This window comes from Rathayibacter sp. AY1A7 (assembly GCF_002930845.1).
GTDB lineage: Bacteria > Actinomycetota > Actinomycetes > Actinomycetales > Microbacteriaceae > Rathayibacter.
On record NZ_PSTL01000015.1, the window covers coordinates 40,245 to 53,070 of the forward strand.

Sequence of the window (12,826 nt, forward strand, 5' to 3'; positions counted from 1 at the left end):
CTTCCTTTCTTGTATTCGCGGTGGGTCGTGTCAGCGGTCTTCCTTCCGCGGGCGTTGCGTGTACAGCGGCGGTTGCAGGTCGGGCGGGAACGCGCCCTCGATCGGCGCTTCGTAGGGCAGCGCCTCCCCGATCCGGTTCTCGTCCGTGGAGTCCGCGAACGGCCCGTCTGGGGAGAGTAGGACCCTCATGTGCGGGTCGCAGTGGTTGATCCACCATGCACTCATTCCGGCTTTCGGGTCGGCGCGTGCGGCCTCCCACGCTCGCCACAGCGCCTCGATGCGCTGCTGCGCTTCCTTTGACTCCCACCAGGCTGCTTTCCACCGCGAACCGCCGCCGGAGCCCTGTGCCATGACTCGGCGCCGGTAGGTGCCGATGAGCTGCTTGCGCACGAACTCATCCGCCGATCCGAAGTGCGTCGTCGGCTCCTCCCCCGCCTCGACGTCGACGCTCACCGCTGCGGTGGCGGGCTCGTCGACGCCGAACGGGTCGTCGTCGTCGTAGCCGCTCATGTGTGAGTCACCGGCGTGAGGTCGTGTCCCTGCCCAGGGGACGGAGTGGGCGCCGGTGCCGGCGCTGCACCTGGTCGGTGGTTCGCGAGGGAAGCGTTGATCGCGGCCACGAGCGGCTTGGGGCCGTCGAACCACGGGATGGTGCGGAGGATGGCGGCGCGGGAGCCGGAGGACATCAGGATCGCCCTCCCGATCTTGCGCCCCTTCTTGGGCGTGGGGAGGTTCGCGAGCTCCGCGACGTCGAGGATCAGTTCGCGCTTCAACGCGCTGGTGGTCGAGCGCACGCCCTTGTTCATGCTCGCGGAGGTCGTCTCGCGGTCGTAGGTGCCGATCAGCTCCGACACCATCCGCAGGAAGCCCGTCTCGGAGATTCCGCCGGCGTAGATCTTCGCGTTCGCGGCCGACCAGAGCTTGTCCATGCCCTCCTTCCCGAACACGCTGACGCCCTGCGACCAGGACTGGAACACCGACATGATCGGGATCCCCCGGGAGCCGTAGTGGCTGTAGAGGTCGGGGAGGTCGCGCCAGCGGCAGACGTTCGCCGCCTCATCGAGCACGCCGAGCATCGGGGTCTGCATCCGGCCGCCGGGCGACACCGCTGCCAGCTCCTCCGCGGCCTCGACCGTCGCGGCCGTGAGCGCGAGGACGAGGGGGCCGGCGCTACCGGCACCCTCCTTGGACAGGCTGTAGAGCGTGCCGGTGGAGCGCACGAACGCAGCCGGATTGAACTCCGGCCGCGTGTCGTTCTCGCCCGTGCGGTTCACCCACTGGCGGGTGCCGGAGTCCTTCAAGCACGACGCCATGCGCCGGGCGGTGGAGTACACCGATCCGCGCTCCCGGTGCTCCAACCGTGTCGCGCCCTGCAAGCTCTTGGCCATCAGTGGGAAATCGCTCGAGGCCAGGATGTCGCCGGCCGTCTCGTCGCCAGGTTTCGTCGTCCACTCGTAGACATCCGTGATCGGGCGGCCGTCGAGGGCCGCGGCGAGCAGGAAGCCTGCCAGCAGCTCGCGACCGGAGGGCTCGAAGTGGGCATCCGAGCGGGCGCCGACCTCGCTGGATCCGGATGCGAAGTGCTGCGCGAGCTTCGCCGCCTTGGTGTCGTCGGTGACGTAGGAGAGGGGGTTCCACCACCACGACGGCGGCTCGACCGCGACGCGCTGCGGGTCGAACACCCACACGGCCCCGCGAGCTGCGCGCAGGTCGCGAGTCGCGTCGAGCACGTCGCGCTTGTTCGAGGTCGTGACCACGGACCCGGGAGCGTTGACGATCGCGGGGATGACGAACGAGGTCGACTTGCCCACGCGGGGGCCGGCGAGCAGCAGCACCATGTCCTCGAACGAGGCGTGGATAGGTCGACCGTCGCTGAGCAGGTCACCCAGAGGGACGCCGAACGAGTCGGTCACTCCCAGTCGGGCCGACTTCTCCTTCGCCTCCTTGCCGCGCATATGGCTCATCTCCGCGGAGGTCGCGGTGTGGCGGGCGGTCCAGTCGATCGCGGTCCGGTTCTTCTTCCCGCCGTTCTTCGCGATCAGGAACAGGGTGCCGAAGAACACGACCACGGCGCCGATCCCGGCGACGATGAGCGTCGCGGTGCCCGGCCAGACGAGTCGGCCGCGGAACACGTCGACCACGACGGAAAAGAAGTTCGACGGGTCGGTGTCCATATCGGGATTCACGCCGTCGACCTGGGACCCGACGCGGACCGCGATGTAGATGGTCAGAGCGATGATCAGGACGCCGCCCGCCGCGAACGCGACCCCGAAGCCGTTACTGGCCTTCCCGGGCTCTTTCCGGCGGTTGTTCGTGAGGCTCATGGTGCAACTCCTTCGGTCGGTGCTGGGCTGGTGAGAGTGGTCTGAGCGGGGATCGCGTGCTGCACCGTCGCGGTGAACGCGAGGGTGGCGGCCGCTGCCACGAGGACCGCGGCGGCCAGGAGCCCGGCGACCACGCCGACCTGGCCGAGAGGACCCCGCAGCAGCGCGCCCCCGGTGCGGGCGGCGATCACGACGTCGCCCGCTCGAGCAGCGGAGCGGATACCGGCAGGAAGCGGCGCGGCTCGCACCGCTCGTAGATCGGCCCGTCGTAGCGGGCCGTCGTGTCGTCGGTGGCAGCCTGTCGGCTGGTGCCCCAGGTGAGGAGGGCCTGGCCGTTGTCCGCGTACTCGACCGGCAGGTCCGTCATGTGGTCGGTGTGCGGGAGCGTCGTGGTCATCGAGCAGCCCCAGAGGTAGCCGTCGTAGACGACCGTCGACGTGCAGCTCATGCGATTACCCGGTCCCATTGGTCCCAGGCGACGAAGCTCGCCATGAGGGCGATCCCGGTCCAGCAGCCGGTGAGCAGGAACCGATCGCGCTCCGCCGCCCTCTGACGGCGGGCGGCGATCACGCTGACGATCGCGGCGCCGGCCGCGCCGGCCGCGCCGAGCGCGACGCAGCTCGCGCCGAGCGCGACGCAGCTCGCGCCGAGGGCGACGAGGGCGGTCACGGCAGGATCTCCACCATGACCGGATCGGTCGCCAGGGGCTCGTTCGCGCGGCCTGCGCGGCTGGTGGTGTGCCAGAGCTTGTTGGTGTCGTTGACGTCCTTCTCTGCCGCGGTCAGGTGGACGCGGACGGGGATGCCGGGGCGGCCGCCGACCTTGATCAGGAAGAGGCCTCGGCCGGGTGGGTCTGCTTCCTTTCCGGAGACGCCGTCCCAGGCGGGCGGGTCTTGCCAGCTCGTGAGCATCTCCTGCTCCTTCGCGGACAGCGGCACCGCGGAGGTCAGTAGCGGCATCTCCGCGCCCGGGAGGCCGCCGCAGATGACCATGCCGGAGCGTTCCACGAATCCGCGGGCCTTCATCCGGTCCTCTTCGCTGGAGAGCGCGAGGAGGTCGGACATGGTGTGGCTGATCATCGCGAGGCCGACGCCGCGGGCACGGTTGAGGCGGGTGAGGGCGTCGACGCGATCGACCATGCCCTTTCCCGCGCGCAGTGCCCGCCATAGCTCGTCCAGGATCACGAAGTAGTGCCGGCGGGGCTCGATCCCCGCGTCGGCCAGCGCGGCGGCGACGTTGACCGTCCCGAACCCGGCGGACCAGCATGCGAGGAGGATCGCCGCTTGGAGGTCGCCTTCGGAGTCATCGATCGAGGACACGTCGTAGACGACGGGTCGGTCCCGACGCATGGGGGTGGTGGTCTGTCGGGAGAAGATCTCGCCCAGCCGGCCGCCGGAGGTGAGGCCGATGAGGGACGCTTCGAGGTTCTCGGTGATTTCCTTGTACCGCTTGAGGTCGTTGCGGTCGAGGGCGACCTGTCGAATCTCGTCCGGCGCGGCCTGGATGACGGCGAGGAGGTCCGCGAGGACGGGGATGCCCTCGTGGTGCTCGTCCAGGTACTTGAGCGCCCGGTCGATGATCGTCTCCTCCCGGTCCGTGGGCGGCTGGGAGCGGAGGATCGTCAGGAGCGCTGCGATCATCGTGTGCCGGCGGCCGTGAGCGTCCGCGAGGACCTGAGCGGCGAGGCGCTGCGCTTTCACCGCACGCAGGTGCAGTTCCTTGGAGTCGCCGCCGCGGGCGTCGAGCTCCGCGGCTTGCTCGAGCGCCTGGTCGGCGTCGTCTCGGAGGCGCTTTGCCGCGCTGGTCGCCTCGCCGGGGTCGAGGATGTTGAGGTAGCCGCGGTCGCGGCCGAGGGTGATGACCTGTCCTTCCATCGCGCGGATGAGGTCCACGTAGTCGGGCTTCAGATCCCCGAGGACCAGCGGGATGGTGCCGTACCCGGCGAGCCCGGTCGCCATGCGGCGGGTCAGCGAGGACTTCCCGAGACCCGGCTTGCCGAGGACGAACATCGACGGGTTGGAGATGAGCTGCGCCCGCTGGAACCAGCTGATCGGGTCGCACAACACGGAGGCCCCGGTGGTGAGGTTCTTTCCCAGCGGTACGCCGATCATGGGCGTGCCGGTGCCGACCGAGAAGGGGTACAGCCCGCACACCTGAACGGTCGTCGCGCGGAATTCATCGGCAGGTTGGATCGAGACGGCCTGGCCGCCGCCGCGGCCGAGCCATCCCGTCGACGTCGGCCGCATCGGGCGCTTCGGCGCCGACTCTTTCTCAATGTTCTGTCTGCCGCCCTGGTGCGGGATCGCTCGCTTCTTCCGCGACCGCTTGGAGGGCTTCTCGCGGGCGAGAGGAGAGCTGGCGGCGCGAGCTGCGGCGGCCTCCTCCTCAGCCTTCCGCGCGCGGCGTGAACGGGCGCGAGCGTCCGTCGATGTCGCCGCGGCCTGCGCCGTCGTCGGGGCTCCGACCGCGCCCGTGGGCGTGGCGGAGTCGAGCGCGTCGACGTCGCCGGCTTCCTCGCTCTGGTCGACGTCGACGGCACCGGTCGGCAGCTCGTCGCCGCCGACGTCGCCGTCGACGTCGGCGGGGGCGTCGACGGGCTCGGTGTCGCGGTGGCGGGAGAAGAGCTTGGTGGTGCTGCTCACTGGGGGCCTCCAAGAAGGGTCGGAACGACGACAAAGACGGGTGAGGGCTGAGGGTTAACCCGGGACGGCACCGGACGTGTGTCCAGTGCCGTCCTGGTGGTGGCGGGGTGTGTCACAGGATTTCCCGCATTTCGTTGGGGATGCGCAGGTGCCGGGGCAGGACCAGCCCCAGCGGGAGGGCGGCGGCGAAGGCGGAGTCCTGCGAGCCGAACGCGGGCCGCATCCGCAGTCGGGCAGCTGAGGTGAGGGAGTCGATCGCGGCGCGCGCTTCGGGCTCCTGACCACGCTGCAGCGTGGTCGCGGTGACGATCAGGCCGAAGTTCATCAGCCCGGCGCCGGAGGCTTCCTCCGCGGCCGTGGCCTGCGCCGAGCGGGTCGAGAGCGTCGAGCGGGCCGTGGGCTTGGTGGATGCGGAGGAGTTGAACTGGGCGGCGTTCAGGTCCGCCTCCACGAGCGCTGCGGCGCGAGCGGGGTCGATGGGCCGGTAGAGCAGCGTGACGCGCTTGCGGGCGATATCGCGGTGCGGCGCGAGCAGGCGAGCGAGGATGTTCGACTGGACCACGCCGCGCGGCGGCGCCGTCATCGTCCACGACGTCGACACCGCTCCGTCGTGACGGTAGGAGTCCCAGTGCGCTTCGGCGCCCGCGGGGCCGACGTCGGTCCAGGACAGGTCCGCCGTCTCGCCCTCTGCGCGCGCCTGATCGATCAAGAGCGCCGCGTCCGGGTCGTACGCGGTGCGGATGACCTCGCACAGCTCCTGAGCGCTCAGGGGCCGCGCTGCGCCCGCCCCCGTCGCCGCGAGAGAAGACGTCAGACCGGGGATGCGGGCGGAGAGGTCCGCGGCGACCTCCTTGGCATTGCGGCGCTTCCCGTTGATCCGCGCGGTCGCCGTGAACGTGAGCGCGATGTAGGCGTGGATCGTGGCCGATCCGACCGGGTACGTCTCCACGACCTCCTGGAGCATCGCTCGAGCGAACAGGGGTGCGTCCGGGTCCATCGACCCCTCAACCTCACCGCGCAGGCGCGTGCCCGTGTCAGGAGCCGTCTCGACCGTCACGGAGGCCGCCTCGATGCCGGGTTCGTCTCCAAGGTTGGCGAGCCAGATGCCGTACTCCGCGACCTGGTTGTTGATCTGCTCCTGATCCACCAGCGCGGCGCCGTCCGGCTCCGTCGCGAGAACCACGGTGAAGTGCTTGGTCATCGGAGTGCTGATCAGCGCGAACCGGCGGCCGTGGGAGTCCTCGTGCTCGGTGAGCTGCGAGGGCGCGGCCAGGCCCGGGAGCTGGAACGTCCCCCACTTCGCGCGTCCGATCGGACCGGAGCGGTAGATGTTCGCTCCCTTGCTCTTGGTACGCCACCAGTTCACGCGGACCACCATCCTTCCGAGGGCGCTCTGCCCGTGCTTGTCCTTGACCGAGACGGTCAGGAGAATCCCGCCGAAGATGGCGGCGACGATGAGTGCCGGCCCGAGGCCGGAGAACATGGACGCGATGATCGAGGCGACGATGCCCACGAACATCACGAGGGTGGCGAGCTGCCCGAGCCCGCCAAGACCGGCGGTCTGAGGCTTTCGCCAGTTGCCGTAGGTGCGAGCCTTGGTCGGCTCGGTTGCTGTGCTCGACATGGGTTAGCTCCCGCTCTCGTTGCTGCCGGTCGCCTCTTCGGTGCCGGCCTTCACGGCCTGCGCGGCGTGCTTCGCGCCCTCCGCGGCCTTCGTCGCGACGGCGATACCGGCGCCGATCGGTCCGGCCGCGGCCGCGGCGCCGCTCGCGGCTGCCCCTGCACCGGCGCCGCTCGACGCGGCGGCTCCTGCACCGCTGGTCGCCGCGCTTCCGGCACCGGCACCGGCACCAGCGCCGCTTCCTGCCGTCGACGCCGACCCAGACGGGTCACCGGCCGGCGACGACGCGGGAGAGCCCGGCGTCGACGTGCTGCCGGACGGTCCGTCCGTGGACGAGCTGTTGCCGCCTCCACCGCCGCCATTCCCGCCACCGTTGCTGCTGGCGCGGATCGCGCCCGTCGCGACGTCACCTGCGGCGGAGAGCGCCGCGGCGCCCAGCAGCAGGCCCGCGGCGCCGCCGCCGCCGACCGAGGAGACGGCCGGGACGAGGAAGCGCATCAGCGCGGGCAGGGCCACGAGCGCGATGAGCATCAGCGCGAGGCCTGTGACGATCTGGAAGAGCCCGGTGCCGTCCGACTTGAACAGGTCGGTGCCGGTCATGCGGAACGCGATCGCGTAAACGATCGCCGCGGCGGGCTTGTAGAGGATGAATGCGAGGGTCCAGGCCATCGCTTTCTTGAACCACTGCCGACCGATTTCGGTGTTCGTGAAGGAGGCCGCCAGGGGGAAGATGCCGGCCAGGACGACGAGCATCGCGCCGCGGAACACCATCAGGGCGATCTGCACGTAGGTCATGAATACCGCGAGCATCCCCAGCAGGAAGAGACCGATCAGGCCGATTCCGGAGGTCGCGGTGAGGCTGATCATCGCGAAGATGTTGGTGCCGAAGCAGTTGCTTTCTCCCTGCTGCGACACGTCGCAGTCGGTCGAGTTGTTGAGGATCCAGATCGAGAACGCATCGCCCGCTTGGGTCGCCAGGCGGATGACGACGAGCCCTGCGCCGGCCACGGCGATCAGCGTCAGGACCGATCCCGCGAGCTCGCGCAGCGGCACCGCGCGCTGCGTCCACACCATCCGAGCGGCGGCGACGAGGATCGCGAGTATCGCGAGTCCGCCGGTGTACCACTGCAACTGACCCTGCACCCAGCCGACAACGCTCGAGGACTCGTTCAGGTGCATCGCCAGCGGCAGGAACCCTGTTACGAGCGCCGACGCGGAGGAGAGCAGCAGCACGGCCACGAGGATGACGCCGATGCGGCCCATGTGAGCTTCACCGTCCCCGTGCCGACGACGGCTCGCCATCATCACGCCCGCGACGATCAGGGACATGACGGCCAGGCCCGCGGACACCCACGTCACGTAGCCGAGAATCGTCTCGAACGCCTCCGGTAGCGGAGGTGTGCCGCCACCGTTGACGCCGCCGCCCTGGTCCACGACGGTGACCGGGGAGGGCACGTTCATCCAGACGGTGCCGAGAGAGGCGATCGCCTTGCCGTAGCCCTCCAAGATGTTGTTGACGAACTGCTGCAAAGCGTCGTTCGACGCCTGCGACACGACGTCGCCGACGGCGACGCCGGTCCAGCAGGCGACCTCCCACGGCATGCAGGGGTCGGCCGGTGCTACGGGGGTCATTCGGTGCCTGCCCAAGGGATGTAGCCGCCCAGATTCTGGAGGGTGACGGGTCGGAAGGGCGGGAGGCCGTCGTCGGTGAGGACGGACTTCCAGTCGCCGTCCGACCACTGCACGGGAGCGGCGAAGCTGACCATCTGGCCGGTGGTCGCGCGGAACGCGATATCGATCGCCGCGTCGGTCGCGGAGTAAGAGTTCACGCGGAAGCCGACCATCTGCACTCCGGTGCCGGTGTTGCTCGGGCGAGCGTCCGAGGCGAGTGCGGCGTCCCTGCCCGGGCCGGGCACGGTGAGTCGGTCGAAGACGGGGGTCGCGAGGCGTCCGTCCGATCCCATCGCCCACAGGTTGGCGACCGCGAACAGCGCGCCCTCTGGGGTGTGTGCGTAGCAGCGGCGGAGGCCGTCATCGTCAATGACGCCCGGGCCGGCAGCCTCCGAGCTCGGAGCGGCCATTGTGCCGACGAACGTCCATTCCGTCGTCGGCGCAGCGGTCAGCGTTCCGGTCTCCTCGTAGCCGGGGAGTCCGCACACGCTTTCGGCGTCGGCCGAGACGGTGGAGGTCGGGGTGGGGGTGCCGGGGGCGGCGGTCGTGGTGCCGCCTCCCCCGGTCCCGAGGGACGTCACGCCGAGCACGATGCCTGAGAGGGCGAGTGCTCCGACGATGGCGGCTCCGATGATGAAGCCCTTCTTGGTGAACGGGTTACGCGGTTCGGAGTCGTTCATGACGTCCCTTGCCTTCCTATCGGTGCTGTCGTGATGGTCTGCCGGACGCTAGCCGCCCATGAGGAAGCCGACGATCGTGAACGCGGCGGACACGATGATCACGCCGACGAGGAGGCGTCCGAGCCAGCCGCCGATCTCTCCGCCTTCGCCGCGGCGGGCGGAGACGGTCATGGTGACGCCGAGGATGATCAGGCCGACGACGGCGACGCCGAGGCCGACCCACTTGGCCCAGCCCATGACGACGGTGAAGGACTCGAATCCGGGGGGCATGCCGCCGGGGCCCGGGTCGGGGACTACCGCGCCGAGCGCGCCGGCGGCCGTGATCAGCTCTGAGGTGAGAGCGAGTGCAGACATGGTGTGTGCTCCGTTTCGTGGTGGGTGGTGCGGGGTGATCGGCGTCGCGGTCGCGGCGTCGAAAGGGTCCGGTTATCCGGTGGTGAGGGGGCCGTCGGCGTAGGCGACGTCGAAGTGCAGGTGGTTTGCCGTGTCACCGAACTGGGTGATGTGCTGATAGGTGGTCGAGCGGCATTGGATCTGGCCGGCGCGGGAGCCCTGGGGTACCTGGGGGTCCAGGACCGTCAGCAGTTGCAGGGCGTTCGCGTCGCAGCCGGTGGTGGCGGTGTTGTTGAAGGAGAAGAAGTCGACGGCGTTGCCGCCGCCGTTCATCCAGTGCGACGAGCCCGTGCCCGCTCCGAGGAGGGAGCCGGTGCACTGGCGGTTGAGGTCCGAGACGCCGACGTGCTCGAACGTGTTGAGGGCGATCGTGATGATCTGAAGAATGCGGACGTCGATGCCGCAGTTCTCCTTTGCGGTCCCGGCGGCCATGTCGTGGATCTGCTGCGCGTATCGGTCCTCGAGCAGCCGCAGCCGGCCCTCCTCCATCGCCGTCATGAGGTCGGCCGCGAGTGCCTGCGCGTCGCCGGACACGGGGACGCATCCGCCGACCGGCGCGGCCGTCGACGTCGCGGTGCTCGTCGGCGTCGACGGGACGCTCACCGGCGCAGTGGTGGCCGTGGGTGCGGTCGTGCTGCTGCCGAGGCTGTTGAGGTAGGTCATGACCGCCACGGCGTCGGTGCGGTACTTCGTGTAGTGGTTCGGGTCGGCGTTGCGCTGAACCTTGTTGATCGCGATGGAGGGCTCCATCGCCTGCCAGCCCTCGACGGCCACGAGGCGGTCGTAGAAGAAGCCCGCCGAGGTCGTCGGGTCCATGCGCTGCTCAACGGTGCCCCAGCTCGACTGCTGCTGGAACAGTCCGATCGAGTCAGCGACCGACCCGTCCGGGTTGATCGCACCGTCCCCGTAGCTGATGTTCACCAGGGATGACTCCCCGATCGCCGTCTGCACGCCCAGCGTCTGCCCATCGGCGCCGAGGCCCTTCGCGGCTCCCGCGTTGACGATGAGTGCGGCGTTCACGAGCTGGTCGTGCCCGTAGGCCCCGACCTTCGCGTCCGCGGGGATCGCGGACACGTTCACCGGTCCGCCGCCAGGCAGGCATGCTGCAGCCGCATCCTCAGCGGCGCCGAAGAACAGCAGCCACAGCAGCAGTGCGATCGCGAGAAGCGGTGCCAGGACCGCCGCGAGAACGCCCATTCCCCCCTTCGCCACCGGGCTACTCCGATGCCAGGGGGGTGATCTGCTCGACAGCCCACGGACCTGTCTCGACGGTGCGGTGGACGTAGACGGAGTAGTCGCCGGCGTCAGTGGGGACGAGGATGCGCATCGTGTAGGCGCCGTCCCCGTCACGGACCGTCGCGGCACCGGTGAGGGTCGTGCAGGGCACGTTTGCGGGGTCGACCGCTTCGTAGGCCACCGCGGCCTGCTGCGAGAGGAACGGGTAGAGCTCAGCGATCCATGTGTCGTAGTTCAGCGACGGTCGGCAGAAGGCCGTCACCGCCGACGTCGCAACCGCGAGGGTGTCTCCCTCGACGCCTGGAGCCTGAGTCGGCTCTACATCGACGGGGATGTCCGCAGGCGGGGTCGGGGGGCTGGTGGGAAAGGCCGGCTCGGTGTTCGGGTCTGCCGGGGTTGCTGTCGCGGCAGACGGCGTTTCGGGCGTGGCGATGGTCATCGGCGCAGCACAGCCGACCAGGAGCAGTGCGCTCGATGCGACTACTGATGCTGACAACTTGCGACCGCGCACGACGTTCCTCCGCTCAACTTCCGTTACGTCCAGTGTATCGGTTACCGAACTAGCAACGCACCGGTATCGAATCAGAAATTGTGCATAATTGAGCTACCTACGCTTGGTCAGCAATCAGCGAATGTGCAGCGCTGATCGAGCTGCCGGTGTCGCGGCGACGCTGGAGGCCTCCACCAAGGAAAATGGAGCGCATGTCTCCAAGAGTCGAGTGGCCAACCCCGGATCCGAGGCCCGTGGACGTCGAGATTGCAATCCTGGTCAACGGGAATCGTTCGCGCGCCGAAGTGCTGCGCTACCTGGACACCGTGACCGGCGCTACCCGCGGGATCATCGCTCGAGAGACGGGTATCCCCTACGGATCGCTCGGACGTGTCTTGAAGGAGCTAGAGGACTACGGGGTCATCACCGTTGAGTACGGCCGTGATGCCGAGGCTGGCGACAACGCAGCTCGCCAGCAGAACGGGCTCTACTCGCGTAATCACTACCGAGGGTGGGAGCTAGACCTGGCCTGGCACAACTACACCAACCCGTCACGACCGCGGACGCTGGAACAGCAACTCGAACTCGCTCTGCGCGACGCCGCCGACAATCCCACGCTGCGCCACCTTGCAGAAGAACGCCTCCGCGAACTACGCGGCGCGTCCTCCGCCAGCTCTACGAGCTGAGGCGATCGCGCACGACGCTCTCGAACAGCCGCCTGTGGACATTCCACTCCATCAGGTGAGGGACGGGCGGGAACTCGTGGACCGTTACCGTCGACGGGTTCAGCCGCTCCATCTGGCGACTCTCGGCAAGGTCGTTATCTCGATCGCCGGCCGAGTGCAGCACGAGGGTCGAGACATCGACCGACCGGTCCCCTCGAAGCCAGTTCAACCGCGCAAACGACGTCGGCTCGGCCATCCGCGCGAGCCTGCTCAACCATCGCGATTCCAACGAACGGAACAGGGGCGCCCCGATCCAGGCAGGCAGTCGAGCCGCTGCTATTCCGCGTTCGATCGAAGCCTTCCACTGCACGGCCGGCCCGATGAGCACGAGCTGCGTGATCCGGTCCCGGTACTGCGAGGATTCCGCAAGAAGCAGCGCAATCGTTCCCCCCATCGACCAGCCGAACAGCACGAGCTCCTCAGCTCCGCTCGCGATCGCGAAGGCGATGGCGCGGTCGACGTCGCGCGCCTCCCGGAGTCCGAGAGTCGCCCCCTCTGGCTCGGCACCAGGTGCGGCATCCACCTCGACATCGCCGTAGAACGAGGGCACGAGTGACGTCATCCCCAGTTCAACGGCGATCGGTACCGATCGAAGGGCCGAGGCTCGCGAAGACTTGATCCCGTGGAGGTGGAGCGCCCAGCGGCGACCGTCGCCGGCTGCGAACAGCCATGCCGGTCGGTCACCGTCCTCAGCAGGGATGTCGACGTCTTCGTAGGCGAACCCGAGCGAAGAGGCGTGTGCGAAAGCGTGGCCCGTCCAGCGCCCCTCAGTCGCTTCGGCTACGTCCCCGCGCGCGTCCTCGATGCGGCGTTCCACGGAGTCGTAGTCGTCGTGGATGACGGCCCCTACTTGGAGGTGTCCCCGGCCATCGTTCACCCACACGCCGTACTCCCCCGGCGCCCGCGTCCCGTCCGTCGACGGCAGGCGGATCGTCCGTTGCGCCATGTCGATCGTGACAGGCAGCACCTTCGGGCGTCCGCGCAGAACGGCTCTGCGCATCAGGGCGACATCAGCCGCGAGAGCACCCATGCCGAGAGCGGTGG

14 protein-coding genes are annotated in these 12,826 nt (G+C 69.1%); 1 reads left to right on the top strand and 13 read right to left on the bottom strand.

Going from position 1 to position 12,826, the window contains the following annotated elements; genetic code table 11:
* Window positions 1-30 precede the first annotated feature (30 nt).
* From C5B95_RS12030 to C5B95_RS17225, 12 genes are all read right to left on the bottom strand, one after another.
* Complete coding sequence (locus C5B95_RS12030; RefSeq protein ID WP_104349270.1) at window positions 31-510, bottom strand: DUF4913 domain-containing protein; 480 nt, start codon at window positions 508-510, stop codon at window positions 31-33.
* On the bottom strand, window positions 507-2,324 hold the full coding sequence (locus C5B95_RS12035) for a type IV secretory system conjugative DNA transfer family protein (protein WP_104349271.1): 1,818 nt from the start codon (window positions 2,322-2,324) through the stop codon (window positions 507-509). Before C5B95_RS12035 ends, C5B95_RS12030 begins: the two co-directional genes overlap by 4 nt.
* Window positions 2,321-2,515, bottom strand: coding sequence for a hypothetical protein (locus C5B95_RS12040; protein WP_104349272.1), 195 nt, complete (start codon window positions 2,513-2,515; stop codon window positions 2,321-2,323). Before C5B95_RS12040 ends, C5B95_RS12035 begins: the two co-directional genes overlap by 4 nt.
* Complete coding sequence (locus C5B95_RS12045; RefSeq protein ID WP_104349273.1) at window positions 2,512-2,772, bottom strand: hypothetical protein; 261 nt, start codon at window positions 2,770-2,772, stop codon at window positions 2,512-2,514. The genes C5B95_RS12040 and C5B95_RS12045 overlap by 4 nt, the downstream gene beginning before the upstream one ends.
* Window positions 2,769-2,993: a hypothetical protein gene (locus C5B95_RS12050; protein ID WP_104349274.1), complete on the bottom strand. Its 225-nt coding sequence runs from the start codon at window positions 2,991-2,993 to the stop codon at window positions 2,769-2,771. Before C5B95_RS12050 ends, C5B95_RS12045 begins: the two co-directional genes overlap by 4 nt.
* Window positions 2,990-4,570: an ATP/GTP-binding protein gene (locus C5B95_RS12055; protein ID WP_258059986.1), complete on the bottom strand. Its 1,581-nt coding sequence runs from the start codon at window positions 4,568-4,570 to the stop codon at window positions 2,990-2,992. Before C5B95_RS12055 ends, C5B95_RS12050 begins: the two co-directional genes overlap by 4 nt.
* Window positions 4,571-5,078: 508 nt before the next feature.
* On the bottom strand, window positions 5,079-6,590 hold the full coding sequence (locus C5B95_RS12060; RefSeq protein ID WP_181068072.1) for an SCO6880 family protein: 1,512 nt from the start codon (window positions 6,588-6,590) through the stop codon (window positions 5,079-5,081).
* A 3-nt stretch (window positions 6,591-6,593) separates the two neighbouring features.
* Window positions 6,594-8,219, bottom strand: a complete 1,626-nt coding sequence (locus C5B95_RS12065) for a hypothetical protein (protein ID WP_146076594.1) — start codon at window positions 8,217-8,219, stop codon at window positions 6,594-6,596.
* Window positions 8,216-8,938 (bottom strand): hypothetical protein, encoded by a 723-nt coding sequence (locus C5B95_RS12070; protein WP_104349276.1) that lies wholly within the window; start codon window positions 8,936-8,938, stop codon window positions 8,216-8,218. The genes C5B95_RS12065 and C5B95_RS12070 overlap by 4 nt, the downstream gene beginning before the upstream one ends.
* 48 nt (window positions 8,939-8,986) lie before the next feature.
* Entirely contained in the window at window positions 8,987-9,292 is a 306-nt protein-coding gene (locus C5B95_RS12075; RefSeq protein WP_104349277.1) for a hypothetical protein, read from the bottom strand.
* A gap of 72 nt (window positions 9,293-9,364) precedes the next feature.
* Entirely contained in the window at window positions 9,365-10,528 is a 1,164-nt protein-coding gene (locus C5B95_RS12080; RefSeq protein WP_104349278.1) for a hypothetical protein, read from the bottom strand.
* Between the two features lie 19 nt (window positions 10,529-10,547).
* Entirely contained in the window at window positions 10,548-11,006 is a 459-nt protein-coding gene (locus tag C5B95_RS17225; RefSeq protein WP_146076595.1) for a hypothetical protein, read from the bottom strand.
* A gap of 305 nt (window positions 11,007-11,311) precedes the next feature.
* On the opposite strand from C5B95_RS17225, the gene C5B95_RS12090 reads away from it, so the two are divergent.
* Window positions 11,312-11,743 carry a helix-turn-helix transcriptional regulator gene (locus C5B95_RS12090; RefSeq protein ID WP_104329592.1) on the top strand — a complete coding sequence of 144 codons (432 nt, stop codon included), beginning with the start codon at window positions 11,312-11,314 and terminating at the stop codon, window positions 11,741-11,743.
* Here the strand turns inward: C5B95_RS12090 and C5B95_RS12095 are convergent.
* Window positions 11,733-12,812 (bottom strand): S9 family peptidase, encoded by a 1,080-nt coding sequence (locus tag C5B95_RS12095; RefSeq protein WP_104349280.1) that lies wholly within the window; start codon window positions 12,810-12,812, stop codon window positions 11,733-11,735. The genes C5B95_RS12090 and C5B95_RS12095 overlap by 11 nt on opposite strands.
* Window positions 12,813-12,826 lie beyond the last annotated feature (14 nt).

Coding starts and splice junctions, on each gene's coding strand:
- C5B95_RS12030 (WP_104349270.1), bottom strand. CDS start 510: ATGAGCGGCTACGACGACGACGACCCGTTCGGCGTCGACGAGCCCGCC.
- C5B95_RS12035 (WP_104349271.1), bottom strand. CDS start 2,324: ATGAGCCTCACGAACAACCGCCGGAAAGAGCCCGGGAAGGCCAGTAAC.
- C5B95_RS12045 (WP_104349273.1), bottom strand. CDS start 2,772: ATGAGCTGCACGTCGACGGTCGTCTACGACGGCTACCTCTGGGGCTGC.
- C5B95_RS12055 (WP_258059986.1), bottom strand. CDS start 4,570: ATGCGGCCGACGTCGACGGGATGGCTCGGCCGCGGCGGCGGCCAGGCC.
- C5B95_RS12060 (WP_181068072.1), bottom strand. CDS start 6,590: ATGTCGAGCACAGCAACCGAGCCGACCAAGGCTCGCACCTACGGCAAC.
- C5B95_RS12065 (WP_146076594.1), bottom strand. CDS start 8,219: ATGACCCCCGTAGCACCGGCCGACCCCTGCATGCCGTGGGAGGTCGCC.
- C5B95_RS12070 (WP_104349276.1), bottom strand. CDS start 8,938: ATGAACGACTCCGAACCGCGTAACCCGTTCACCAAGAAGGGCTTCATC.
- C5B95_RS12075 (WP_104349277.1), bottom strand. CDS start 9,292: ATGTCTGCACTCGCTCTCACCTCAGAGCTGATCACGGCCGCCGGCGCG.
- C5B95_RS12080 (WP_104349278.1), bottom strand. CDS start 10,528: ATGGGCGTTCTCGCGGCGGTCCTGGCACCGCTTCTCGCGATCGCACTG.
- C5B95_RS17225 (WP_146076595.1), bottom strand. CDS start 11,006: ATGACCATCGCCACGCCCGAAACGCCGTCTGCCGCGACAGCAACCCCG.
- C5B95_RS12095 (WP_104349280.1), bottom strand. CDS start 12,812: ATGGGTGCTCTCGCGGCTGATGTCGCCCTGATGCGCAGAGCCGTTCTG.